We start from the raw sequence: 26,514 nt of genomic DNA on the forward strand, positions 1-26,514 counted from the left end.
TGTCGATGGAGGCCGTCAGCTTTCCCGCCTTGGCTCCGCTGCCGTATTCATAGCGGCGGTGCGGCTCGCGCGCGCCATACCAGAAAAACCACGGTCGACCCTTTGCCGTTTCCAAAAACGCATCAAAGTTGGCTGCATAATCCTCGTTGGACATGCCCTGAGCCGGCGGTTTTGCCTTAATTTCCGCCCAAGCGGTTCCGATCATCTGCCGCGGACAGCCATCCATCATTCCGGGATCACCCGGCCCCCAGCCCTTCCCAGTTTTGGCCGTGAGGTATCCGTTTTCCCGCAGGATCTCCGGGAAGGTTTTAAATTTTGCGGGAAATTTAATCACATGGTTTGCGGCCTCTTCGAGCTGCCACGAATTGCGGCCCGTCAAAATGCTCGACCGTGACGGCGCGCACTTAGCATTGGGTGTATAGGCATTGCGGAACAGAATACCCTCCCCCGCCAGCCGATCAAACGCAGGCGTTTCCACCCAGTCACAACCGCAGGCCCCCATATGCATCCATGTGGCATCGTCCATGATGCAAAATAGAATATTGGGCCGTTCTGCACCTTGTGCCGACAAACAAACCAGAAACAAAACCCATTTAATCCATTTCATAAAAACTCCAGACCTCCGAACCAACGATCAGATATTCTTCGCATCAAAAGGTTATATTTACCCATACGATGCAAATCATGGAATCTAAACGGGAAGTTCAACCCCTTTCGATGAGTCGCTAAAAAAACCGTACGGTTAATCATTTTTTCCTGCGGATCGAACCATTGCGAGGCCGACTAACACCATAATCTGTTTAGTTTTCTTCAATAATCAGCCGGATGAATTGGTTGGTTGTTCCGGCGGTAAAAATGCGGTTGGAAACAAAATTAAAGTCGCCATCGACGATATTGGTTCCGATGACGGTATAGCCTTCGTTTTTCCAAACATTGGAAACGAGATTGTCGGTCAGTTCCAGATAGTACAGCAGGCCGCTGTTTGGATCGGATCGGACGGCGTGGACATAGTTAAACCCATCGCTCCCTTTTTCAAAGGTTGGACGATGGCCTTGATGCGCGGGATTGGTTGGATCGCCGCCGAGTCCATATTCGACGAAGTTGGAAAACTGGTCGTTGTCGTCGTCGCCATCCGGCCCGAAAACAAGGCCATACTGATTCGACCAAGCAGCATAGCCGGAAGTTCGGGTTGCCCACACCGTCGTGTAGCCATTGGAAACGTCGTTAAAGTCGGCAAATAGAATGCTGTTTCCATTTGTCCAACTCTGTTCCCAGTCTTCGGTCAGCATGTTGGTTTGTCCGTTCGACCAATTTACATAATTATTGGTCACCAATGTTGTAAAATCAGCAATCCGGTCGCCCCTCCACCGTAACACTCCTTGATCGATGTTCATGACGGCATCATCGTCCATGCGCAAAGCAGCAGAAAAGCTGCCTTCGATCTGAAGCAATCCGCTATTCAGGTTAAGCGTCGATGATCCGGCATCGGTATCGCTCCAATCCATCTCAACCCCAGGGGTCAGGATGGTGCCGCCATTGAGGTTCACGGTGCCATCTCCTTCGCCCGTCCCGATGCGTAGCGGATTCCACGCGGAGAGCGAAAGGTTCAGGTTGCCGCCATTGATTTCGAGTTCCCCATGTGACGAATCCCCCACGAAGAAAAAGTTCCCGATTGTTGCCGCTCCATTATTCAGCAGCAACCGGCCTATTGAGTTACCGAACGTGCCCAGCTTAACATCGTTTTTTACCATTAGATGGCCCCCAGGTGAAACCGCCACGGTGGCCATTGCATCATGCGAAATATTCAATATATATGCATAGGATTCGGCATCGACCTCAAGCGAGCCTGCAACCGATGTATGATGGACCGCATCAACGGTAGCTGGAACGGTTCCGACATCCCAGTTGGCCGCATTCGTCCAGCGTCCATCCCCAGTCGTATTGACAAACTCACAAGTCTTAGGATCGGTTTCTTGCTTAATCAATCGCACAAAAAAGACGGGCACTTCCTCTACGGAATGCAGCTCAAAATCAAAGTTTAAATCCGGGGCGTCCATCACGGCATCAATGAAAAAGGTTACGGTTTTCACCTTGTCCTCACCGGTTGCCACCACCGACTTTTCCTGCGTCCCACTGCTAGTGGTATAAACCAGCTTTAGCGTACCAGGAACTCCATCATAGTAAGATACTTTAATAACGACAGGGTGCTCGCCCATTAGCAACAAACGATCATCCACAACAAATCCCATCTTTTGGCCTTTGCGCGCAGTATAGTCATAGGGCCTGCCGTTATCCGCATACCACAAATCCTTTGCGGTAGGCACCGCCATACACGGGGTTGTTTCGTATCCGGAAATATCCCGCTGATACAGCCAGCGTTCCACATTTTTCACCGGCCCTGCATTGGAGCTGCCGTCTTCGTTTTTGTTGGCCCATGGACTGATGCTGAGTTCATTGAGCATGACCCAGGCATCGGGCGTATTCTCAACGTTTCTGGATAGACCCAGTCCCAGGTACCAGGTGAGTTCCGGGTTGAGTGTATTGTTGTCATGCATCACATAATTGCGGCGCATCTGCAGCATACGGAACGACGAGATCTGATATCGATACGGGAACGATTCCTTCCAGCCGAACCGCTCTTCGTTAGAGTACTCTTCATTCTCATCGCCAAACCGCAGGTTGTTTGCAATGAACGGATTGGTTTCGTCCACATCCACGTGCCGGTCTGAATTGATCGTTATACCGAACTGAGGCATGTGAATGGTTGCCCCGTACATTTCGATAAATCCATTTCGGCTGCCGATGCCCAATTGGCCGGCATAATCCACGTGCGATTGCAGACCACTGCCCACATACATCAGCTTCCAGACATTTGTACCGAAGGCATCAGCCCAGAAATCTAGCCTTTCTTTCGTGCGGGAGGCAATTTCGTCGGCTGTATATTCAAATCCAAGCTGATCAAAATCATCCTGATCGTATACAGTAAACTCTTCACCATACGAGGCCGACCGGTAGCACAGATTCACCACCTTCAGTTCCTCCATGGCCGGAATGCCGCTATTGCCAAGGGCCTCGATCAGGAGTTGATAACGGCTGTGATAATCGGGATCCATAATATCCAAATTATGGACCTGATAATCCGTCCGATCCGTATGCATGTTGATTTTAGCAATATCCAGCGAGTCCATCCAACGCGGTGCATTTTCTCGTAATTGCATGCCGGAGAGCGGCAGCCCGGTCGGAGATACGGTTTCCCAGAGAGCGGCTCGAAGCCTGAGGCTTACGCCGTCATACCCTTCCGCTGCATCCAGAATCTGCTGGCGCAACGACTCAAAGTCATAGACGCCTTCAGTCGGTTCGAGCTCATCCCAGGTCACGTGCAGATCCCGCAAGCTGCCGCATGAGAGTTCATGGATATCATCTCCCGCAAATTTAAAATAGGCATTCGGATCCGCTGCCACCGATTCCGGCAAAGACCAGTCCCACCCATTCACCACGGTGTTATTGGTTATCCATACTGCAGGATAAGGCTGCGTCACTTTGTTAAATGTGCCCCAGTATTTCCACAGATTTTCGGCATAGGCACTTGTCAAAACCATCAGATCAAAGGCTTCGAGCAGGTCATCGCCCTCCGCAACCAAGCTGTCATTTCCGTTGTAGCTTAAAGACATATCCGGAACATCTGTGACCTCACGTGGAATCTCAATTGCACTGTCCAGTCGCAGCACAACCACGGTGCTGTTACTTAAGGAAGTTTGCATCACCGGATTCATTATACCGTCAACCAGCACCGTGAAGTTTGATGCCATGGCTGTACCGGTGACCGGCTTGCTGAGATTGACCAGTAGCTCCTGCTGATTAAAAGGGTTCACCTGAACATCATTGACCGCCAGCACATCGCCGATCTTGATATACTCAAACCATAGATCGCCAAAATAGGGATCTCCGGCATTGCCGATATAGAAATTGATCGTCTCAATATTGCCGTGCTGCTGCCCATGCGTCAATTCCCAGGATTCCACCAGAGGAGCCAGATCAATTTCGATATTCTGCCATGCATCGGTCGATGCGTTCAGCCCGGGATAGATACGCCATGTTCCCAAATCGCCGTTGCTCGTCGTCAGCCCGTCGATCGTAATCGTCACCGCACAGCCGGCCACTTTATCGGGTTCTACATGACCGATACGATAACGAAAGAACATCCTGGGAAGCTCGAAGATATCTTGATTAATATCGAACAGGAGTCGGGCTTTCCACGACTGCTGCTCCTCGGCGATACTCATCTTCAATTCACCATCAGCGGCTGAAAGTGTTGCATTTTCCACAGCGATCCCTACATAGCTCCCCACCTCAAAATCGTAAATAATGGAGGCCGCATGAATATGCATTCCGGCAAACAGAACCAGCGCAAGCAAACAGGCCGTTTTAAGTCGTATATGATTCATAGATGCCTATTTCTACAGAACCTGTAGTTGAATGAACAAACTGTTTTTCAGCACTATTATAATGATTGCTCACCGCAATATAGTCATTGCGAAACGGACCGACCATCTGCGAATCCCAGTCATTAGTATTCACCGTTCCATTTACCAGATTGGTTTGGTCGAGCAAACGATAGACGAGTGAGCTATCGCCCACATTGGAAGCATGAACAAAAGCAAATGCTTTTATTGGGTCACAGATCGTCATCTATTCTTCCTTCTTATTCAGCAATGACACGATAAAAAATGTGAGTCTGCTCGTTGGCAAACGACTCGGTCCATTCCACCAGCGTTTCAGCCCCCGACAGCACTTCAATAGCTTTCCAGTCATTAGAAATGAGGTTCTCGCTACGCTGGATGATGTAATATTCATGGTCACCGGAACCGCTCAGCGACAAATGTACCGTTGAAGGCAGCTCAAGTTCCATTTCCTCAATAGCCACTGACCCTGTGCTCCACAACGGCGCTTCGCGCGAATATGCCAGGCGGCCTTCTGCACGAGGATCATCAAAAAGCTGCGGATTCATTTTGTGTGAACCTTCCACATCGACTCCAACGCCGATATGACCGATCGGATGACGACCGCCATTGATATAATTCTGCACCGCAAAACGTAGAGCCGGCTCGTGACCAACCGGATCAAGTACCGCCAGCGCGGCGATATATTCACCCTCGGGAACTCGTTCACACGGTACAGGGATCGATACATTCACGGTATAGTTGGAAGCTGGCGTCAGATAACTATGACCATCCTCGTCCCAGTCATCGCCCGGTAGCCATTCGCGGATATCCACCTCGTCGAGGATGGTTTTCCAGATCGGTTTACGTGTGGCGGGATCAAGCAAACTGAACTCCAACGGCCAGTCGTGGTAAAATGGCGCGGCACCGGTATTGCAGATCGTCATGGCCAGCCGCAGATTCCCGCCGGGCTCAACCCGGCCAGACCAACTGATCTGCGAAATCAGAAAGCGGTAACCGAACGCCTTCTGAACTTCCTGCGCACCGGCCTGTACCGCCGGATCACTTTCGGTATAGGAAGAAACCCAACCCAAACCACTGCAATGCAGGTTATAGATCGTATCCAACAGAAAATCGAGATGAACGGGATCAGTCAGCGTGTCATCGGGATCATCGCCGGGTTGAATCTGCCAATCACCCCAGTTGTAAGCCGTCTCGCCTTCCATTGGATGCGTTTTCCATCGTCCGGTTGCATTGTTCAGCTCTTCGATCATGGCACTATGTGAACCCATCTGCTGAATGTGCGCCCATGAGTCCCAGTAGATCCCGACATCATAATTCGTGAATTGATCCGCATGACGCACAAGGAATTTCTTGTTGGTAAAGGCCGCTGTGAACGCATCGCCCATGAGGGTCTGGATCTCCGCCGTCGGCGAAGGACTATGGTGCTCGCCCCAGTAGCCGATCAGCCCCATCTGCACCCAGGCCACGCGCGGATCATTGTCCCAGCACTCACCCAATCGATAAATCAGTCGTTCCAGCCGTTGGGTAAACTGGGTGCTGCTGTAGTCGCCGGTGGTCATATCGGATGGCCAGTATTCATTCCCCGGGTTGGAATCCCAGTCGAGATAAACCCGCGGAATCACCTTGATGCCTTGTTCCGCCAGTCCGGCCCATTTTGCATCACAGTAATCTTTGATCTTCTGAACCGTATCGCTCTCGTCGTTTTCGATGTTGTTCCAACGGATATAATCACGTCCAATCGTCCCGTATTCATGATTAACTGCACTGTTTCGGTTGGGCCGAAAGCCTTTGAGCGGATTCATCAGCGCATCGGTGTTTTCGGGTGGAAAAACGGTGATCAGCGGCGCACCATTTTCGCAATCCACACCGAGTTGCAGCGCTTCTGCAAAGCGAGCTGCCCAGTCACCGCCCACCGGAAGCAGGCCGGCTGTAAAACAGTATGCATTCAAAGCGGTCGGTATGGCGCCGTCAATCGCCAGGTTAATAACAATATTACTTATGCCCGCCGACACCGAAATGGTCTCGACGGCATATTCTGCCCCGGGTTCCGACATCTGCTGCAGGCTGAGGCGGATCTCGCGATTGGTTGTGGCAACATAATTCACCGACACAGGTACCGTGGAACCGGGAATAATTACCGGCGATGCAATCAAAGCGATGGTTTCTTCAAGTCCGGTCAATGTAATGCAATCTACATCAGACTCGATAATTTCATCCAGACGGTCATTCCAGCTGCCCTCCACCGGCTGAAGGCTGACACCGAATTTGTATGCATCGAGCGCCTCCGGTGTATCCGCATCGATATCGACATTAATGACTTCACTTTTGAACCCCGCCGGGACCGTAAAACGCGTATACCCGTATCCGGTCCAGAGATTGGAATTGAGCTGAAAGCTGACCTCGATATCGCGCTCCGTAGTAGCTTCATAGCGAACCGTGACCGGAACTGTAGTTCCCGGTCGTACCGCATCAGGAGCCTCGATGTATACCAGATCATCCGTCTCTGGAATCGGCTCCTCGAAACAGCTGATGTCGGGTTCGATGATCTGATCCAGCCGCTCCGGCCAGCCGCCCCCGATCGGTTCAATGGTTATCCCGAACTTGTATGCATTGGTCGCAATGGGGATGGAAGCATTTATGGCCAATTCAACGATCACGCTTCCGGTTCCGGCGGGAACCATTACCGAACTGCTGCCGTATCCGGTCCAGGGACTGCTGTTCTGCTGAAACCTCACCGCAACTGTTCGGCTTTCCATCGCTTCATACTGCACCGTCACAGGAACAACCGATCCAGGATGAACCACGTTCGTGACCGACACCGAAGTCAGGACATCGGCTGCGATGACAGCCGTCGACAGCAGGGTCATACATACTGTTGCATGATATTTCATTAAAGCTCCAATTCAACTTAGGCTTCCGCTTCAGCACAGCGTTCAGTTATACAGCGTCGACCATACATATTACATACGCTTGGCTGTTGTGGCGGGATATCAAAAAACCCCGAAACCTGGGGCTTTTGATGATTTATTGCCCGTATTTAAACGGGATGCATCAATCCCGGTTAAGGCGCCAGCTCTTCCGCCACGAAGAATTCTACCGGATTAAAAGCAGGAACATTCCATGTAGCCGAAGATACGCCATTGGTCGTGCCAACGGCACTCCAACCCGGGGTGGTCAGTGACATTGAGCCCGTCATTCTCCGCAAAGAGCGTACGAGGCGAGCGCCAACTGAGACTCAATAATGTGACATTTACATATTTTCATTCGGACAGGTGCCATACCAAGCAATTTAGTTGTACGATGATTCTTTTCAAACAAGCCCCGGTTTCCCGGGACCTGTCGGTGTTACTGCTTATGTTCGGACTAAAGTTCTTCAATCAGCAGTTTGATGAACCGTTGGTCCACCGTCATGCCATAGTTGTTGGTGACCGTTGAGTAGTCTCCAACAACAGGTCCGCTGGACTGGGAATCCCAATTATTGGTATTCCCCGGAACATACACCAGATCTGTAGTATCCACGAGCGTGTAGCCAATGCCGGCGTCGCCATCGCGTTTGGCGTAGACATAGCTGAACGTTGTCCCGTCGTTGTTCGCATCCACATGGCCCGTGTCGCCATTATTGGTCGGATTACCATTAAGAGCATACTCACGAAAGTTACTCGCTCCGTCCTCGTCGTCATCTCCAAAGGATCCTTCCTGCAGGTTGTACTGGATTGCATACGACTCGTACCCGGAAGGAAGCGAAGATAGATCAAAAGCCCAGACAGTCGTGAACCCATCCGCAAATTCTGCAAACAGAACGGACATGCCGTTGGTCCAGGATTTATCCCATGTCTCGCTCACCCTATTCGTCATCCCGTTGGCCCAGGTAATGAATCCGTTATCTACGTAATTGGTAGCAAAAAAATCGACCCAATTTCCGGCCCATTTAAACACACCTTGGTCGAAATTAATTTGAGCATTGTCATCCAGACGTAGTGCGGCGTCAAAATTACCATCAATCTGCAGCAAGCCGCCATTAAGGTTGATCGTTCCAGTACCTTCGTCTATATCTCCCCATTCGACTTGCATGCCGCTGGTGACAATTGAACCGCCATTAAGATTGAGCGTGCCATCGCCCGAACCGTCGCCTACCCTAAGTGGATCAAATCCATTTTTTGCAATCAGCGACCCACCATTCATATTCAGGATGCCGGCACCTGTACGCCCAATCTCGAAAAGCCCTGTCTGCGTATAGATGCCCCCATTGATCGTCAACTCGCCGGATGCGGGATTGAAACCTCCAAGAGATGTGGTTCCACCCGCGGAAATACTACCGGAATTCAGGAATCCAATGCCTTTCCGGGTAGTCCCGAAAATGCCGAATTCAATGCTACTCCCGGTGGTTAACTCACCGCCGTCAATTCGAAGGATACCCACGCCATTTCCTCCGCTGTTGCCCACTTGAATTTTATTATTTACGGCAAGGGCACCGAAATCAACAACGGCTACCGTGGCCGAGCTGTCGTTAGAGATAAACAGATCTTCCACCTCAACGTCAGATGCGATGACCAATGTGTCTCCATTCGCGGTATGATTTACAGTATCCTCTATGGTCGGCACCGTCCCGATATCCCAGTTCGCTGCCGTAGTCCAAAGCTGATCTCCACTGCCATTATTGAAGGTATGCGTTTCGGCAACACCATTGCTGACGGCAGGTTCCGTAACTGAAGAAAGGTTGTATGCCCAAACCGTGGTGAATCCATTCGTCACATCATTATAATCTGCAAAAAGCGCATTTCCATACGTAACGGACCAATAGCCGTAATCATACGTTATTCCATTGGTCCAGGAAGCATCCCAGTTTTCGGTCAGCATATTGGTACCGCCAAGGATGTAGGATACCACATCATTCGTTACCAGTTCCGTCATGGCATCAACCTGATCACCGGACCAGTACAGGACACCCTCCTGGAAAGCCAGCGTCGACTCATCCTGCATATTCACGTCCGGATCAACCTGCCACCACTCTCCTCCATATAGATTAACAACAGCGGTTCCGGCATCGGTCGAAGCATCGGCATCCATTGAAAGATTATTGTTGTTAACCAGCTTGCCTCCGTACAGGTTGACCGCTCCGTTGCCCTGACCAATACCGATCTGCATCGTGTTGTTACTGCCCGCAATGCCTTCAGTAAACAGACCGCCATAAAGGTTGAGCACGCCCTCGTCCGTCGCAAGGTTACCGCCGCCAATCATACTCCGGCCTGAAACGGTGTAGGTGCCGCCGTTTACATCGACCCGACCATTTACGCCGATTCCCTGTCCGGCTGTGCCGATCTTATTGTTCGTGGAGACATTAATGGATCCACTGTTGAGAACGAACAACGCCTCCCCCTGGGACGTAGCCTGCCCCGCAACAGAAATGTCATTGCCCACATAAAGATGGCCTCCATTGACGTTCAACTCAGCATCTACTGGTCCATTGGAGAATTCATTCAACGCCACATCACCGATGGTAGTCAATGAACCGTTGGTTGCAACAAGAAGAATATTGTCACCACTCCCATGCCGTGACCAGAAACGATCTGCAAAAGCTGCATCGTCGATTGTGACCGCATCACCGGTCCAGTTGGCAGTGTCATTGGTCAGCGTCGGCACAAAGCCCACATTCCAGTTGGCCGGGTTGGTCCACATACCGTCCTCGCCATTGCCGTTCCATCTGGCGTTCTGCCCTGAAGCGGACATGACCGTCGCGACCACTAACGCCGCTAACGTTGACATTTTAATATACTCTCTCATCATCTTACCCTCCGTTGGTTTTTATTTTCTGAATCATCTTTCATGTTACAGCATGAATGCACGACGAACCATCAACATGATACCACCCATGGCAGCAACCAGCCCCAGCGTTGCCGGTTCCGGGATTGCCGCCCACATGGTGGTACTGCCGGCAGTGGCATCGTTATAGTCGACAAAAAGGATACTGCCCGTCCCGTTGGTGTAGCTGACATCCCAGTTTTCAGTCAGCATAGTGGTGCTTGAGCTATCCCAGGTGATGTTTCCGGCGTCAACTGCGCTCGTGAATAAGGAAATTGAATCACCGTCTCTTTCCACAACACCGTTGCCGATGAAAAATTCAGCATCGTCGTTGGCAACGGTGAACGCGTCGTCGCTCCATTTATTCCTGATCTGAAGCAACCCGCCGTTGATTTCCGCACGGGCGCTCCCCGCAGCGGTGTCATCCATTGAGAACAGGTCGACGGAGACCGTGCCGCCATTCAGAACGAACAGCCCGTCTCCCGCGCCATTGCCAACTTCCAAAGTTCCCGGCCCCCATTGTCCGGTCAGATCCAGTGTTCCAGCATTCATGGTCAGTGCTCCGGCGCCAGTTACCCCGACTCGCACACGCTCATTGGCGGTATAGGTCCCTCCGTTGATAGTAAGGTCTCCGGTTCCTGTGTTCCATCCACCAATCTGAGTCTGTCCGGAGGCTGTTATGCTTCCTGTATTTAAAGTGACGATGCCGCTGCGCGTACCAAATCGCCCGAGTTGAAAGTCCCCGCCAACACTCAGAGAGCCGCCATCTACATTCAGGATACCGACGCCCACACCATCGCTGTTGGCGATATCGAACCGACCGCCAGTGGTCAGGCTGCCACCACTTACAATGTTAAAGGTGCTGGTGCTGTTGTTGCCGTTATTAAAGGACGCCACTGTACCAGCGTCTGAGTCCAGATTCAGCAATGCTCCGCCGGACGCTGTCTGTGTCACCGCATCTGCGGCGTCCGGCAAACCAGCGCTCCAGTTCGCCGGATTGCTCCAGAGATGGTCTCCTCCGCCATCTGTGAAGCCAGTCTGCGCCGACGCACTAATGGAACCTGTTACCAACAATGTAATTAAGAAACGAATACTACTCTTTTTCATGTTTAGACCTCTCCTTGATGTGATCAGCATATACAACTGAACAAATTTACTGTGTCACATATGTAAACGAGCCCTTCAGGCAACTTCTAAACGAATAATGTCAAAAAAAATGAAACTATATTTTCGGTGGACATCTCATCGTTTCAAAAACAATGTAACGCATTGCTGAAAAAGGCTTAACAATGATGGAGCAAGCCATTTACGGATACGGGCGCTCAATCACCTTTACCTGTTCGGGCAGCTTTTTCAATTCTTCGGCAGACATCTGCCCCGGAGTAATGACAAGTTCCCTCAGATGAACCAACTGCTTAATGGGCCAGATTATTTTCATCGGTGTTCCGCGAATATCCAGCCGCTCCACCGGAAGTTCCTTCTGCGCCCAGAGCGCTTCAATGTCGGATCCACTGATATCCAGCTCGCGCAGTTTCAAGGCAACAAATAAGTTTTTTTCAGATGATATTATATTCAATCCTGACCCGCCCAGGCGAAGCCTGCTTTTTTCAGCGTCATATTCAAACCAGCCGTCCGTCCATAAAGGATTGATTCCATGCAGATAGGCCTCGATGATCCTGGCTCGCTCCTCAAGATCAAACCGGTTTTTCTGGTCTTCCAGAACAACCGCAAAGGCTGGTCCTTGCCGATTGCCTAACCGATGGATCACATCGACCACCTGATCGGCGGTCAGTTTTTCATCGTCCGGCTTCATGGCGGCATAATCGCGAACCAGGTCGTGAACCGGATCTTCAGGGTGAATGCCTTGGGCGAACCAAGGCAGGGCCGCTCGGAAACGCTGTCGAGCCATAAGCACCTCACCCAGCGTGCGTGAAAGCTTTTCATCTCCGGGATGTTCCCCCAGCGCCGTCTCCAGAATGGCCAGCGCCCGATCAACATTTCCCTGGTTCTGGTAGCGCTGGGCAAGCAGGATAATGGAATCGATACTCTCCGCATTCACCTTTTCAAGTTCCGTCTGCCCGGCCTCATAGAGCGCCAGCGTGCGCTCCGCATCCTGCCGCGCTTCGGTGGCCATCCGTTCCTTTTCACTGATTTTTATAAACCCAAAAACCGTACCGACCACAATAACGAGCAGAGAGCAAAGAACGGTCAGGCAAAAGCGGCGGTTGCGGCGGTAAAACAGGTTAAGCTGTTTGAATACACCGGCATTCTCCGCCTCGGTTGCAAATCCGGTCAGGTATCGGTGCACCTCATCCCGCAGTGTATCGACCGAGGCATAGCGCCTGGCTGGATCCGTTGCGAGCGCTTTCATCGCTACCGCATTCAAGGCCATCGGGATATCCTGTTCCGGTGCCCGCTCAATCGGAGGCACGATGGCTCCATCCTTTGTCCGTTTTATGATCTCCTCTTCATCTCCGGTCAACGTACGCAGGAACGTGAGCATCGAATAGAGAATGCAGCCGAGTCCGTAAACATCGGTACGCGCATCGACCTTGCCATCGTCTTCCAGCCGTTCCGGCGCCATATAACCGGGCGTGCCTTTGAATTGGCCATACAGGTTGCTCGAACCCAGCAAATCCGGGTTAAACAACATACGATCCAATTCCTGCGGATTATCGCCTCCCAGTACACATCCAAGTCCCCAGTCGCAGACCAGCACGCGACCATATTCACCGATCTGGATATTCGCAGGTTTCAAATCAAGATGGAGCACGTTCACGGAGTGGGCATACGATACCGCATCGCAAATCTTCAGGAAAATCTGCAACAACGTCTCTAAAGGATATTTAGCCCGTGTTTTCCGGTCCCCTGCGTGCAGGTTCTCGATCAGCCCACGCAACGTTTGCCCCTGCTTCAGATCCATTGTAAAATAGGGCTGTTTACCTTCCTTTACCCCCACATCATGGATGGTGATGATGTTGGGATGATCGAGCCGTGCAGTCAGCCACGCCTCATGAATGAATGGATCACATAAATCTTCAGGAGCATCTTCGCGCAACATCGCCAGAGCAAGATGTCGTTTTGCACGGGCATCATACACCCTGTAGATCCGCTTCATGCCGCCCTCGGCGATCAGCTCGGCCGACTGGTAACGCTGCGTCACCTGCGAGAGATCATTCAGCGAAGGATTAATATCCTCCGTATCGATACCGTCATACTCTTCCGCCATGCGGTAAAAATCCTGCACCAGTGGATTAATAGGAATGGATTTCGATTCGGGCTCCATTAGAATTCCACCTCCCTCATGATGGCGTTTACTTCTTTAATGAAGCGTGCTTTCACTCTGTTCTTCAAGGTGTAGACCGAATCAATACGTATGTCCAGTTGCTCTGCAATTGCTTTGACAGACCGGCCCTCCAGGCTGAACTCAAACACCTTCACTGCTGTTTCTGAAAAAATGCCCCGCAACCGTTCAAGCGCGAAATTGGTCATGTAGAGTTCCCACTCCTTCTGGATCATCTGCTCCAAATCTGATCCCTCGGACGCATGGATGGATTCTTCGATAGGCACATTGCCGGCGATCACGTTGCCGCGGCGCTGCTCTGCCTTATAGTAATCATAAACCGCATTGCGCACCACATGGGCCAACCAGGTGCGGAACTTGGCCTGCTGCTTTTCGTAGCTCTGCAGATTTTTCCAAAGCTTAACCAGCACCACCTGCACCATATCCTCAAAGTCGTCCGCGTTGATATTCATGCGGTGCAGCAGGTGGCAGATAAAGCGTTCGTAATACTTAACAAAATCCGCCCAGGCCTCCTCGTCCGTCGGATCCTTCGCCCTCAGTACCAGCGACTGCCGTGTATTCCACTCTTCGTTCAAAACGCTCTCCAGTTGAGGAGGTAAAAGTACCCGGATTACAGTTTGATTACACGCACAAACGAAATGTGTACAGCGGCCCGGGAGGATTTGAATATGATGTCGTATTCCATCTCTTCAGCCGAAAACAAAGCCTTGTTGACAATGAAGGTTGCGGTCCTCAGTTTTTCAGTGCCTTTTAAATGAATCCGCTTACGCGCCCCTCCGTTCGCGGTCCGTATGCCCACATCCACCGTGCCGCGACCCATATCGAAATACGTCACCTTCACCGCCACGTCCACCGGTCCACCGCCGCACCAGCGATCATCAACGGCCAAACCGATCTGCTTTCCTCTGCGCGCAATGTAGTCGTAATAGTGATCCGGCTGCACCATCCACATCTGATTCGGCGGCTGGTCGACTTTCACCACCGGTTCCGTTTCAAACCCATCGCTGTCGCGCTGATAGAGCCAGCGCTCAAAGTTTTTTACCGGCCCAATGCCCCGGACATAACTTTCGCGAAGCGAACACCAGATATCCGGAGTATCCTCGACAGTTCGCCCAAGGGTCTGCCCCACCCACACCATCTGCTCTGGAATGATGGAAAATGAATTATAGAGGACATAATTGGACTGCATCTGGAGCAGTCGCAGGTTGGAGGTATGATATCGATAGGTGTAACTGTCGGTGTTGGGACCGAACCGAAAATCGCGCTTTTCCGTAGCCCAGGCTTCTTCATACTCCTCATTTTCCTCGCCGTGGAAAACCCGGCGCTTTAGGAGGTCGACTGATTCATCCACCCACAGATAACCGTTTTCATCCACCCTCTGCCCGATTATTTCATCCGGGATGTGATACAGATACATTTCGACGAAACCTCGGCGGATACCAAAACCCAGATCAAGCCCGTGTTGCGAAATCCCGCCCATAAACACCTTTTGCTCAACACCCTTGAACGCACGTGCCCAAGCATCCAGTCGTTCAATCACATGAGGAACCGTGTCGGGATCCACCCCGTGCGGCCCGATCCCCTCATCACCATTTGACGGCGAGGCATAGCCCAAAAATGCCCCCTTAAGTGCGTCCATATGCGGAATACCGCTTTTGCCCAGATGATCAATAAAGCGGATATAGCGTGTATGGAATTCAGGATGGGAAACTTCATAATTCGTCATCTTCGATTGTTTATGCTCTTCGCGGAAAGGGATGTCGTAATCATGAATCCACTCCGGTGCAAAATTGACGGCGGAAAAGAGCATCCGCAAGACTACGCTGTATCCACACTCTTCCGCTTCCAGAATTCTCTGACGCAGAACATCGAATTTGAACTGCCCCTCCGTCGGATCCAGATCCTTCCATTTGATCCAAAGCGTTACCGTCGGATTCATCGGAAGGTCCAACGGCTCAAGCAGTTTATCCAGTGAACGGTCCAAGCTGAATGAGCGTTCAACCGCCATTAAACTGGACGGTGCCGGTTTTACGTGCGGAGGCAACGACCAGTCCCAGCCATCAATCACATGATCCTTTTGTCGCCACTCCTGCGGACGGATTTCGTTCAGGGGGGTCTTCTGATATTCCGGCCAATAAGGCCAATCCGCATAAATACTGGAGGCAACAAAAAAAAGTAGTATGAGTCTGATCACGGAATTATTTCCCCAAAGTGGTTACCGCTCGCTTTTGGGATGCAGCACCCACCCGTATGATACGTACAAACGAAATGACAGGATCAGTTTCCAATCCCTGGAAAACAACATCGTGTTCCATGCCTTTGGCACTAAAGACCGCGTTTTTCAGTAAAAAGGTGGCTGTTTTCAGCTTGCCGGAACCGGTCAGTTTGATGACGCGCCTTTGCCGACCAACGTGCATCTGAACCCTGCCTTTGCCGATATCAAAATAGGTGACCTTGATCGCTACATCCGTTGGCTTGCCGCCGCACCATCGGTCGTCAACGGCGAGGCCGATGCGCTTCCCAGAACGGGCGATATAATCGTAGTAGCGATCCTTTTCCACCATCCACATTTTGATGGGTTGCTTGATTTGCACAGCCGGTTCCGTTTCAAATCCATCGCTATCGCGCTGATAGAGCCAGCGTTCCCAGTTTTTGGCGGGGCCGTCTTTGCGCAGATAACTCTCGCGCATAAAACACCAGATATCCGGAGTGTTCTCGACCGTGCGCCCCAGTTCCAGTGCCACAAAAGGCAGCAATTCGGGAATGAGGGTATCCTTGTTGTGAACGTAGGAGCAGCGCATCTGCAACAGGCGCAGGTTGGAGCAGAAATAGCGGTAGGCAAAACTGTCGGTGCTGTGGCCGAAACGGAAACCGCGGGCGGCCGTCGCCCACGATGCCGACGTTGGGATGGATGGCCAATCCCGATGCATCCACAATGGGCTCCCTTTTATAACGGATCATGGCCACATCTTTTCCAAGGTATGGAACTGCCACCGGTTTGTAGGTAGCCGGTAGGTTGAACGACCAACCGATGTCGGGAATGATGGTTTGTGTCCCGGCAAGGCCGATGGTCGCCAGCGACGCTATATATAGAATAGAAGTCCATTTCTTCATTGCACCCATCTCCATTCCGTCCAGATTCCTTAAATCATATATCCTTGGGATCGGAGATGAAACTTGGATTGTCGGCGGAAATGTTGCGCGCCTTCAGATCCCGCAGGGTTTTGTGCTTTACAGATTCGTAGGTGCTGAAGCTGATGATCTAGTCATAACCGAGTTCCAGCAGCTTTTGGATATTGTCGGCACCCCGCGATCCGGTCTCGATTTCAACGGCAATGCGTTTCCCGTCCTTTTCGGCATGCAGGTCTATGCACTGTTGTTGCCGATGGGCTTTTCCAGCTCAACCGTCCAGCCGTCATGCTCAAATTTTCGATGGATCTCGTTGTCCCAATAGTTGTGGATGAGGCCGCCCTCTTTGCGTTTGGCTACACGATGCCACTGGTTATTCCCCTTCCAGCTCCAGCAACTTCTGGTTCACGTGGGGCTTGGCATCCTTCTTAAATTCATTCTGCATTTTAGCCAGCAGTTCCTGCGCTTTTTCCGGGTGCGACTTCACGCAGTTTTTCTCTTCGGAAACATCCTTTTCAAGATTGTAGAGCTCCATGTTCAGATCCGAGTCAAAGGGTGATGCATTGGCCAGCAGCAATTTCCAATCCCCGGAGCGCAGCGCTAGATTTTTCGGCGTACGCCAGTAGAAGTTTTCCGGTTCCGGTTCTGCGAGAAAATCACGCCCGGACGATGGGTCATCCAGTTTCACCAGACCGAGGATCGTGTGGTACAAATCCTGAACAATCACCGGGCGGTTCCAATCCTTGGAACTCAACCGTCCTTTCCAATACATAAACGCCGGCGTACACACTCCGCCATCGTAAGGAGAGGCCTTCCAGCCGCGCAACGGGCCGACATCGCCATAGACGCCGTCATTGCCATAGAAATTGATCGAGAAGGCTTCTTCCGGGATATACCACTTTTTGCCCGGAGCCGACGGCCCGTTGTCGCTGAAGAACACCACCAACGTATTTTCCAAAAGCTGTTGTTTTTCCAGGGTCTGAAAAATCTGCCCAATGGAATCATCCAACTGTGCCATCATACCGGCATAGCCCACGCGGGTTTTTGTGTCGAATTTACCTTCATAGGGCGCGACCCATTTGGGATCAACCTGGATCGGCACATGCGGAGCGGTATAACTGACACACAGGAAAAAAGGGTCCTTGCCTGCGTCATTTAAATAACGAACCGCTTCTGCGGTCAATAGATCAGTGGTGTGTCCTTCTTCCTTCGGCGCAACTTCATCATTTCGCCACCAGTCATAACCGATCTCTGGGTTTTCGCGCGTATACTGGTCGAACCAACCACCGCGTAAACCATAATGCATTTCAAAACCGTGTGCACATGGAGCCAGTTCCGATTGCACGCCTAGGTGCCATTTTCCGATCAGAGCGGTTTTATACCCATTTTTCAGGAATACTTCCGGCAGGGTCTCTTTTTCAGCTGGGATTCCATAATGATCGTCATGCTGAATCGGATACACAATCCCCGAACGGCTCGGTGCTTCTCCGGTAAAAAACGCAGCGCGCGTCGGCGTGCAGGTAGAGTAGGTATAAAACTTGTTCAATCGAATACCTTGTTTTGCATATCGATCAATCTGAGGCGTCTTGATATCACCGCCCATATAACCAACATCCTGCCATCCGGCATCATCCAAAACAAAAACCAGCACATTCGGTAACTGCTCCTGAACCGGACTGGCACCGCCGAGTACTGCCGCATTGAACATACTCAAAAAAACTAACCCCGTTAAAACGCGTTTCATTGCCCCGCCTCCTTATGCATTAATTTAACTTTCCCCCATTCGCTTTTTGCCTCAAGCACCCAGCTTGGAGCATCTCCCAAACGGTGCGTCAACTGAGCTTCATAAAGCGATTCCGGTTCAACCGGAGTCCCGTACGATTCAACAATTCCAAGGTGATCTTCGTTGAAGGTCGACCTCACGCCGTGAAAACCGATGTAATTGGGATAGACAATCTTGGTCTTGCCGAAATACATGTCCTTCTTCTCTTCTGCGGTTTTCGGCATGTTCCAATAGTCGTGGTAAATTTTTTCACCGATCTGCTCAAAGTTCCAGAAGGTCAGGTCGACCAGATGATTGGGTTGCAGAAAGGAAGCTCCCCCATTATTGCGCAGGTTGGCGACAGAACTGTCCCACAGAGAACAGTATGGAAACTGCGCATGAAAATCGGGCCCGCCGCAACGTGGAGTTTGCTTTGTTTCACCGACTGATTCATAACGCCAAATCACGCCGCCGACATGCTCATGCGAAATGCCGCACCCGTGAAAGGATCCTATATCGCTCAAGTCCTGGCAAAGGCCGATCAGATTTCCATACCCCCATTTTGTATTGAAGTTTCCATGCCCCTGATGCCCATCAACGGTGTTCATCAGGAAGGACGTGGCCATACAGCCGGTGGCATAACAGGCGTGCGACAGATCCGTAAAGCGGCAGCGGCGGATCCAGCCATTCTTGCCCTGAATCATCTCAACCGCAAAATACCCGCTGTCGTGGATATAATCTTTGTGATGCACAAACGGAGTCGGGCTGTTACCACTAAAATGGATATCCTCTACCCCCCAGCCCTGCGTGGTCGGATAATCATAGACCTTCCACCCGTGGCTCGGATTAATATCCGTGTGCAACGGTTCTTCCAGAAAGAGAGTATTCCCCTCGATCTTAACTACCGTATGCTTTTCTGCCACCGACACACCGTTGTCTACAATTTCGTGGAATATGTCGCGTGGCTTCAGCCCCTTCAGAAAAACGTCGTTGGCCGCCGTGTTCTGCATATGCAACATAATCGTCTGACCGATCTTAAACTTCGAAGCATTGGCCGCATCAATTCTGAACGTTCCGTTTTTTGCGGCCTCGACTACTGTAGTTACCGGAACAAACGACTCCCGGAGTCTAAAGTGATAGGCCCCGCTTCCGGGCGTTTCAAAACTGAATACCGGAGGCGTCGTCCACTTCTTTGTTGTGTCTTCCGGCACATAATGGTGTTTCTGGTGAATCTCACTACCGCCCTGGCCACTACCACTTCCCCGCAAAACAATATTAGCTCCATGAATTTTGATTGATTCCTTTCGGCCTTCTTTTTCCGCAACCAAGAATTTTCCTTTTGGGAAAAAGACGATGCCTGAACCGTTGGCCTCTGCCGCCTTAACCGCTTTCTGAATCGCATCGAAGTCGGATTTGCCATCGTTCGCAACGGCACCGAAATCAATAACGTTAAAAACCTCCCAGGTTACATCCGGAATCGCTTCGGTTCCGTATTTATACCCTGCCCATGAATAATCAGGAATCACCGGTTTGCCGGAAACCCAGTCTTTCCAGACCTTGGAAGTTTCAGCAGATGAAAAAACGGAGCTACCTAAAAACATCAGCACTAGCACGGATGCAAAAATTGGAGGGCGACGCTCCGTCGGAGCTTCACCGCAGATCAGGGTTCCCACGGAGCGTCGCCCTCTACGAGTAGTGCGTTTTTTCATATCCATTATAACTCCATCATAAACTGAAAGGTTTGCTCCGCAAATCCCGGAGGTGGCTCGTGCCCGAAGTCCGGGTATATCTCGATCGACTTTTCAGCCGTGATTTTATTATAGGCCGCAAACTGGGTGGACGGCGGACAAATGGTATCCGCCAGCGTGGCACCAAAAAAAACGTCTGCTGAGATCTTGGAAACATGGTGCTGAACATCGATGTATCCCAGACGGGTAAAGAATTCATCCTGCCGTTTATGTTGCGGGTCTACCCGCCGAAAAAAATCGGTGAGTTCGGCATAGGCATCTTTTGCCAGATCCATTTCCCACACCCGTTGATAATCGCAAAGGAAGGGATGCAAGGCGGCAACCCGCTGAATCCTCGGCTCCAGCGCAGCGCAGACCAGCGCCAGCGCTCCGCCTTGACTGCCGCCTATGGTTCCAATACGGGCTTCATCCACGCGGTCCAATCCCATCACGATATGCGCCAGTTGGACCGTATCGAGAAAATTGGATCGGTAGAGCAGTTTTTCCGCTCCATCTTCCAGCCCTCGGATAATATGGCCGTAGTGCGTATTGCCCGAAACTCCGCCGACATCTTCCGACAAGCCGCCCTGCCCGCGGCAGTCGAGCGCCGCCACGGCATATCCCGCAGCAACATATGCCAACTTATCGAGCCATCCACCGCAATCGCCGGTATAGCCATGAAACATCAGCACGGCCGGACGCTTTTCTTCGACCAATTTCGGATGAATCAGCTTAGCATGAATCCGCGCCCCGCCGATGCCTGTAAACCACAGATGCGAGCAAACGGCATACGACGTTTGAAATTCCTCGTCCGGAATGATTTCAATCTGCGGGTCAACCGACAGCATTTCAGCCGCAGCCTTTTCCCAATACGCATCAAAATCACCCGGGTTAGGATTTGTCCCCTGATAGAGGAGCAACTTCTCAAGCGGCATATCAAACGTCGATGGCATGATTCTCTCCTAGAGAGTACTATTACGTACTGCGTATTTCGTATCAGAAACTCATACCTGACCTACGCAATACGTAATACGTAATACACATTATGCGTTATATCTAGGTTCTGCCCAGAGTTTCTTCAGGAAGTGACAGACCATTTTCGGCTGTCGATCGCGGGTGAACGCGCCCTTCTTGTTGCCGCCAACGCGTACAAAGTTTTGCGCGGTTCGGAAGTCTGCAAAGTTCCAGATGTGCTCGCCAACGACATAGTCGAGATCGCGCATGACTTCAATGAGCCCGAGGATCAGCTCGGTCTGGTATTCCTCGCTCCACTGCTCGGCCGGCAGGCTGTGCAGGCCGGGGATGGTATCTGCGCCAAACTCGGTGATGAGGATCGGCTTTTTAAACTTGGCGTACATTTTTTCGAGCGTCTCGCGCAGGTCGTCTTTCGCCGACGCAATCTGTCCGGGCAGGTGGTACCAGCCGGGATAGAGGTTCACGCCGACCACGTCGAAGAATTCCATCACCATGTCTTCCTCGGCCTTGCAGGTAATCATCGTCACCGGGCGGGTGGCGTCCATCGACCGCACCAGCTCGGAGAGCGCCTTGAAATATGGAATCGATTCCGGGCGGTTGGTAGTGGCTTCGTTGGCCACCGACCACATCACAACCGAAGGATAGTTGCGGTCGCGCTCGATCAGCTCAGCCAAAACTTTCAGGTGGGCATCAAGCGTCTTTTGCGTCACAAACTCAAAGTTGATCGAAACCGCCGGCGCTTCGGAAATGAGCAGAATGCCCTGCTCGTCGCACAGCTGGATCAGCTCTTCCGAATAGGGATAGTGCGTAGTCCGGTAAGAGTTGGCGTTGATCCATTTCAACAGCTCGTGGTCGCGCACGTTCACGGCATGGTTCAATCCTTTGCCGCTGATGTGGAAATCTTCGTGGCGGCCAAAGCCCTGGAAATAGACCGGCTTGCCATTGAGCAGAATGCGGTCGCCTTTCACCTCGACGGTACGCACGCCAAAACGCTGCGTGTACTCGTCCAGCATATTTCCAGTAGCGTCCAAAATCTGGATTTTTACATAGTAGAGATTCGGCTGATAAACATCCCAAAGTTTGGCGTTTTCAATATCGAACGACACGCTGAATCCGCCGTCAGCAATGGGCGTTTCCACGGTGGTTTCCAAACATTGGAAAATTGCTTTGGCCGCAGAACCCGCGACCTCGCCGGTCAGGTTCACTGTACCGGTCGTTCCGGCCACGTCGGTAGTGACGACCACTTTATCGAGCCAGGCAGTCTTCGATGTGGTGTAGATCATGACTGGGCGCTGAATGCCTGCATAGGGGAAAAAGTCGAACGGCGTATCTGGATATTGTCCGGCAAACTGCCCCGGTTCCGGACTGTTCTGCAAGTTGCCCATCGGAACGGTTTCGGCAGAAAGAATATTTTCCACCCGCACCGTAATCAGATTTTCATTTTCAAAGTCGATGATGTCGGTAACATCGAACTCAAACGGCGTGTAGCCGGTTTCGTGGGAGCCGAGACGCTGCCCGTTCAGGAAGGCTTCGCCGCGGTAGCTGACCGAGTTAAAGCGCAGCACAACACGCTCGTCCTTGAGCATTTTCGGCATGGTCACCTTGCGGGCATACCAGACACCGGCGTGGTGCATGCGGAACTCTTCTTCCGTGAACAAGTCGTTGTACGAGCTCGGAACAGCCACCTGTTTTTCGGGCACAAAGCCGTTGGAATAGTCGCCCTGGTCGAGTTCGCGGGCAAAATCCCAGATGCCGTTAAGTTCAAATAAATCGCGGGTGCGGGTGCGTTGTGGGTAGATCATGATTCTGTTCCTTTCTTTCAGTAATTCGCAACGATTAATGTGTAAAAATCTCTGTTTCTTCTGTGTCTTCCGCGGTTTAAAAAAACCATTTGCGGTTTATTTTTTCCGTGGGGGTGTTTTTCCAGGATTTGGAACGAGCTCGGCCCAAGACTCGTAGCGGAAGCGATATGGGGCCGGCAGCGTATCTGCATATTTCATATATTTCGCCTTCATGCCCTCAGCCACTTCCGGTTTAACCTTCATCAAATCATCCTGCTCCAGCGGATCGTCTTTCATGTTGTGCAGGCTTATGAATGCAGCGCGGCCTTCTGGATAGGCTTGCTCCAGACCGGGATCGAGTGTGCCGATGAAACGCAGAATATAGTCGCCCTCGACAATCGCCCAACCACCGTTCCAGCGGTCACGTTCCTCCTGAGCGTTAACGATGGTTTTTTTACTGGAGTATCCCCAGGCCGGGGCATGAATGCCCGCCCAACAAAGTTCATCGTGCAGCGTCAGTTCCGGATTCGTGATGATTGGAAGCAGATTCTTGCCGTCGATATTATCCGGCAGTGTTGCGCCGGCAGCCACCAGAGCCGTCGGGAGGACGTCCATGGACGATACGTTCTGGTCGATCACTGAGGCTGTTTTGATTTTGTCCGGCCAGACCATCATCATCGGAATGCGGGTGCCGCCCAGATAGAGCTGCCCCTTGTGCCCTTTGTGGACTCCGTTGCCGGGAATCAGACTCAGGTCGCCATCGCCCGTTTTGCAGGTGGCACCATTATCGGAAAGGAAAAACAGAATCGTGTTATCCCACGCCCCGCGTTTTTTCAGCATATCGACGATGCGCTTCACCGACTGGTCGACGCCGTAGATGTGGGAATAAAACTGATCGACTGCTTTGTAGCCGGTTTTGAAGCGATTTGCATATGCGGCCGGTGCATCAACATCGAGCGGAATGTGCACCGCATGCAGCGCCAGTTCCATGAAGAACGGCTTTCCTTTGTCCAGCGACTCCTCCATGAACGTCATGGCCTTGCGGGTGAAGAGGTCGGTGTTGTATTCGGTCGAAACGCCGGTGTATTCGCGGTTTTCCCAGATCAGTTCGGAGTTGTAGAACGGGCACTCCCAAAGGTTGTAGAAATAAGCATAGTCGAAACCGTTATTGAGTGGATGATCCTTTTCACAAACCGAGCCCCGGTAGCCGGCCTTAATCAAATCCGCATCCGTACCGCCCGCTGCTTCGACCTTTTTCTTGAGCACGTTGTCCTTCGAGCCGACATGCCACTTGCCGACAAAGCCGGTTGAATACCCCAAGCCCTGAAAGCGATCGGCCAGACAACGGCCTTCGGGCAATCCGCAAACATTGATGTCGATATTGCGGTAGGCGCCCCAGCGGGTCGGACTGGTTCCGGTCAGCACCCCCTGACGCGCCGGTGCACAAAGGTTGCTCGCGGAAAATGCACGGGTAAAAACAACGCCCCTTTCAGCCAGCGTATCCATGAACGGCATCGCCCGGCGCGAAGCCTCCAGCGCCGCCTGCTGATCATAGGGTTCATCCAGCAGTTCGGTATAGGCCTTGAAATCGGGATCGACCTCGTCCAGCTCCAGTTGTCTGGCCACCGGCGCAAAATGCCCCGTCCCAAAGTCATCCAGCAGCACGACCAAAATATTCGGTTGTTCCGCCGCTTGAAGCATCGACGCCGATACCGCAATTAGAACCAATAAACGCTTAAACATCAGTTTGTCCCTCAACGCGTTTTGCATATCTTATCAGCCCCCAGCCTACTGCAAGGAGTACGCCCGAACAAAAGGCAATCGCCAAACGTCCCGATACCGGGTTCGGAATGAAGATGCCCAGCCCGACAAAGCCCCCGTACACCAGCGAGAGAGTTCCCATGATGCGAGCCTGCTGCGCGGTGTTGTCGTTGCCGATCTCCTTTTCAAAATCGACGGGCGTTTCCAGCCGGCGGGTAAACTCTGCGATATCTTTTCGATAGGCTACGTTGTGCTTGGTCTCTCGATAGAAAAGTTTGGTCAGGATAAAGAAGATCGAACAGAGCGGAACCGTGAACATGTTCGTGAAGGTAAATTTATTGGTGACAGTGTATGAGGCAAAGCCTTCCCCGAACACATTCGTCATCCAGGCTTGAGCCTGTTCAGTCGGAGCCACGTCATAGACCAGGATCGTAGAAAGAATGCCGATAAGAATCGTGGCCCAGCCCGCCCAAGCCGGCGTTCTCTTGACAAAGATCGACAGGAACAAGGCCACCGTAAGCGGCGCCTGAATGTAGGCGTTGATGTATAGATAGGCATCGAAAAGCGAGACCTCCCCTCTCGTCACAATCACCAGCGCAAGCACCAGCATGACCAGTCCGCAGAAGATGGTTGCCACGTGCCCCGCCTTAAGCTGCTCCTGCTCGGAGGCGTTTTTGCGGAAGATGGGCTGGTAGAAATTCTTTACGAGGAAGCCGGCATTAACGTTGAGGGCCGTATCCATCGAAGACATCGTGGCAGCAAACAAGCCGGCGACGGTCAATCCCAGCAAGCCCTTGGGCAGCACCTCCATGCAGACGGCAATATAGGCCGCTTCGGAGGGGTTGCTGAACGAGGCATAGGTCTCCAGAAGATCCGGCACAAGGATGGTCGCCGCCATGGCGGGAAGGAACCAGGCTACCGGAAGGAGGATATAGCCGATAAGCGGAATCAACACGGATTTCTTGGCGTGCCGGTCGTCCTTGGCGGCAATATATTTTGCCGCACCGAAGAGAATGCTGTTCTTCAGATAGACGCCCCAGATCAGCCCAGTAACAATGTAGAGCCAGTCGTATTTAATCGAACCGATCGGATGGAAAAACGTGCCATGCCCTTCCGGCAATCCCTTCAGCAGTTCGGAGAGGCCGCCGACGTGATGGATCGTGAGCGCCACAACGGCCACCGATACACCGGAAAGAAGAACGGTCTGGACAAAATCGCTGCCGGACACCGCCCACTTGCCACCTATAAGCGTCATCACCGTGATGGTGACCGTGCAAAAGATGACGACCGGAATCTGAGGGAATCCAAAAGAAGTGGAAACCAGAATGGACAGGCCGACCAACCAGATCGCGCCACCGAAAAAGGCCGTGATGACCTGCAGCCAGGTGAACAGCTGTTCGTTGGATTTCCCCAGACGCAGCCGCACGGCATCCATCGCGGTAACGAGCCGCAACCGCCGGAAGTGTCCCGCAAACCAGAAATAACTGACGAGGAATCCGACGATGTCCAGAATCGTGATGCTGAAGACGACCACGCCGAAGCTGTAGGCCATGCCGGCAGCACCCGTAAATGACCAAGCGCTGAAGTTGGAGACAAACGAGCTGGCCCCTAGCAGCCACCAATTCATCTTGCACCCGCCAGCGAAATAGTCCGTGCCACCTTTATTGAGACGCTTAAATACGAATCCAAGGGAGAGCGTAAACAGGAAATAGAATACAATTACGATATAGTCATAGATAGAAAGCATAGGTATCCCTTTAGTAACTCCAATAGCTTGCGACACACAAAACTAACTGGTCCAACACTAGGTAAC

General features: G+C 51.9%; 17 protein-coding genes. 1 reads left to right on the forward strand and 16 read right to left on the reverse strand.

The window, feature by feature from the left end; translation table 11 throughout:
* The 10 genes from SCARR_RS24465 to SCARR_RS24510 all read right to left on the reverse strand — a co-directional run.
* On the reverse strand, nt 1–607 hold a 607-nt coding region (locus SCARR_RS24465; protein WP_168433596.1), incomplete at its 3' end, for a sulfatase-like hydrolase/transferase.
* 193 nt (nt 608–800) lie between these two features.
* Nucleotides 801–4,445, reverse strand: a complete 3,645-nt coding sequence (locus tag SCARR_RS24470) for a hypothetical protein (protein ID WP_136064782.1) — start codon at nt 4,443–4,445, stop codon at nt 801–803.
* Nucleotides 4,426–4,689, reverse strand: coding sequence for a hypothetical protein (locus tag SCARR_RS24475; protein WP_136064784.1), 264 nt, complete (start codon nt 4,687–4,689; stop codon nt 4,426–4,428). The genes SCARR_RS24470 and SCARR_RS24475 overlap by 20 nt, the downstream gene beginning before the upstream one ends.
* A 13-nt stretch (nt 4,690–4,702) precedes the next feature.
* Nucleotides 4,703–7,354 carry a DUF4832 domain-containing protein gene (locus SCARR_RS24480; RefSeq protein WP_136064786.1) on the reverse strand — a complete coding sequence of 884 codons (2,652 nt, stop codon included), beginning with the start codon at nt 7,352–7,354 and terminating at the stop codon, nt 4,703–4,705.
* 472 nt (nt 7,355–7,826) lie between these two features.
* Complete coding sequence (locus tag SCARR_RS24485; protein WP_168433597.1) at nt 7,827–10,226, reverse strand: autotransporter outer membrane beta-barrel domain-containing protein; 2,400 nt, start codon at nt 10,224–10,226, stop codon at nt 7,827–7,829.
* A 63-nt stretch (nt 10,227–10,289) separates the two neighbouring features.
* Nucleotides 10,290–11,369, reverse strand: coding sequence for a PEP-CTERM sorting domain-containing protein (locus SCARR_RS24490; protein ID WP_168433598.1), 1,080 nt, complete (start codon nt 11,367–11,369; stop codon nt 10,290–10,292).
* Between the two features lie 199 nt (nt 11,370–11,568).
* Nucleotides 11,569–13,548 (reverse strand): protein kinase domain-containing protein, encoded by a 1,980-nt coding sequence (locus tag SCARR_RS24495; protein WP_136064792.1) that lies wholly within the window; start codon nt 13,546–13,548, stop codon nt 11,569–11,571.
* Nucleotides 13,548–14,141, reverse strand: a complete 594-nt coding sequence (locus SCARR_RS24500; protein WP_168433599.1) for an RNA polymerase sigma factor — start codon at nt 14,139–14,141, stop codon at nt 13,548–13,550. The genes SCARR_RS24495 and SCARR_RS24500 overlap by 1 nt, the downstream gene beginning before the upstream one ends.
* A 35-nt stretch (nt 14,142–14,176) precedes the next feature.
* Nucleotides 14,177–15,760 carry a hypothetical protein gene (locus SCARR_RS24505; protein ID WP_136064796.1) on the reverse strand — a complete coding sequence of 528 codons (1,584 nt, stop codon included), beginning with the start codon at nt 15,758–15,760 and terminating at the stop codon, nt 14,177–14,179.
* 4 nt (nt 15,761–15,764) lie between these two features.
* On the reverse strand, nt 15,765–16,496 hold the full coding sequence (locus SCARR_RS24510; RefSeq protein WP_136064798.1) for a hypothetical protein: 732 nt from the start codon (nt 16,494–16,496) through the stop codon (nt 15,765–15,767).
* 296 nt (nt 16,497–16,792) lie between these two features.
* On the opposite strand from SCARR_RS24510, the gene SCARR_RS24515 reads away from it, so the two are divergent.
* Entirely contained in the window at nt 16,793–17,020 is a 228-nt protein-coding gene (locus SCARR_RS24515) for a hypothetical protein (protein WP_136064800.1), read from the forward strand.
* 48 nt (nt 17,021–17,068) lie between these two features.
* On the opposite strand, the gene SCARR_RS24520 is transcribed toward SCARR_RS24515, so the two are convergent.
* The 6 genes from SCARR_RS24520 to SCARR_RS24545 all read right to left on the reverse strand — a co-directional run bounded on the left by SCARR_RS24520 (nt 17,069) and on the right by SCARR_RS24545 (nt 26,448).
* Nucleotides 17,069–18,439, reverse strand: coding sequence for a sulfatase-like hydrolase/transferase (locus SCARR_RS24520; RefSeq protein WP_136064802.1), 1,371 nt, complete (start codon nt 18,437–18,439; stop codon nt 17,069–17,071).
* Entirely contained in the window at nt 18,436–20,172 is a 1,737-nt protein-coding gene (locus SCARR_RS24525) for a DUF4955 domain-containing protein (protein WP_136064804.1), read from the reverse strand. Before SCARR_RS24525 ends, SCARR_RS24520 begins: the two co-directional genes overlap by 4 nt.
* A complete protein-coding gene (locus tag SCARR_RS24530; RefSeq protein WP_136064806.1) occupies nt 20,172–21,137 on the reverse strand; it encodes an alpha/beta fold hydrolase in 966 nt (321 codons plus the stop codon). The genes SCARR_RS24525 and SCARR_RS24530 overlap by 1 nt, the downstream gene beginning before the upstream one ends.
* A 90-nt stretch (nt 21,138–21,227) precedes the next feature.
* Nucleotides 21,228–22,961: a beta-glucuronidase gene (uidA, locus tag SCARR_RS24535; protein WP_136064808.1), complete on the reverse strand. Its 1,734-nt coding sequence runs from the start codon at nt 22,959–22,961 to the stop codon at nt 21,228–21,230.
* Between the two features lie 96 nt (nt 22,962–23,057).
* Nucleotides 23,058–24,683: a sulfatase family protein gene (locus tag SCARR_RS24540; protein ID WP_168433600.1), complete on the reverse strand. Its 1,626-nt coding sequence runs from the start codon at nt 24,681–24,683 to the stop codon at nt 23,058–23,060.
* Nucleotides 24,676–26,448, reverse strand: coding sequence for a sodium:solute symporter family transporter (locus SCARR_RS24545; protein ID WP_136064812.1), 1,773 nt, complete (start codon nt 26,446–26,448; stop codon nt 24,676–24,678). The genes SCARR_RS24540 and SCARR_RS24545 overlap by 8 nt, the downstream gene beginning before the upstream one ends.
* Nucleotides 26,449–26,514: the final 66 nt, after the last annotated feature.

This window comes from Pontiella sulfatireligans, assembly GCF_900890705.1.
GTDB lineage: Bacteria > Verrucomicrobiota > Kiritimatiellia > Kiritimatiellales > Pontiellaceae > Pontiella > Pontiella sulfatireligans.

Bases quoted from the DNA above. Each gene is read 5' to 3' on its own strand.
- SCARR_RS24470 (WP_136064782.1), bottom strand. From the start codon at position 4,445: ATGAATCATATACGACTTAAAACGGCCTGTTTGCTTGCGCTGGTTCTG.
- SCARR_RS24475 (WP_136064784.1), bottom strand. From the start codon at position 4,689: ATGACGATCTGTGACCCAATAAAAGCATTTGCTTTTGTTCATGCTTCC.
- SCARR_RS24480 (WP_136064786.1), bottom strand. From the start codon at position 7,354: ATGAAATATCATGCAACAGTATGTATGACCCTGCTGTCGACGGCTGTC.
- SCARR_RS24485 (WP_168433597.1), bottom strand. From the start codon at position 10,226: ATGTCAACGTTAGCGGCGTTAGTGGTCGCGACGGTCATGTCCGCTTCA.
- SCARR_RS24490 (WP_168433598.1), bottom strand. From the start codon at position 11,369: ATGAAAAAGAGTAGTATTCGTTTCTTAATTACATTGTTGGTAACAGGT.
- SCARR_RS24495 (WP_136064792.1), bottom strand. From the start codon at position 13,548: ATGGAGCCCGAATCGAAATCCATTCCTATTAATCCACTGGTGCAGGAT.
- SCARR_RS24510 (WP_136064798.1), bottom strand. From the start codon at position 16,496: ATGCATCGGGATTGGCCATCCATCCCAACGTCGGCATCGTGGGCGACG.
- SCARR_RS24520 (WP_136064802.1), bottom strand. From the start codon at position 18,439: ATGAAACGCGTTTTAACGGGGTTAGTTTTTTTGAGTATGTTCAATGCG.
- SCARR_RS24525 (WP_136064804.1), bottom strand. From the start codon at position 20,172: ATGGATATGAAAAAACGCACTACTCGTAGAGGGCGACGCTCCGTGGGA.
- SCARR_RS24530 (WP_136064806.1), bottom strand. From the start codon at position 21,137: ATGCCATCGACGTTTGATATGCCGCTTGAGAAGTTGCTCCTCTATCAG.
- uidA (WP_136064808.1), bottom strand. From the start codon at position 22,961: ATGATCTACCCACAACGCACCCGCACCCGCGATTTATTTGAACTTAAC.
- SCARR_RS24540 (WP_168433600.1), bottom strand. From the start codon at position 24,683: ATGTTTAAGCGTTTATTGGTTCTAATTGCGGTATCGGCGTCGATGCTT.
- SCARR_RS24545 (WP_136064812.1), bottom strand. From the start codon at position 26,448: ATGCTTTCTATCTATGACTATATCGTAATTGTATTCTATTTCCTGTTT.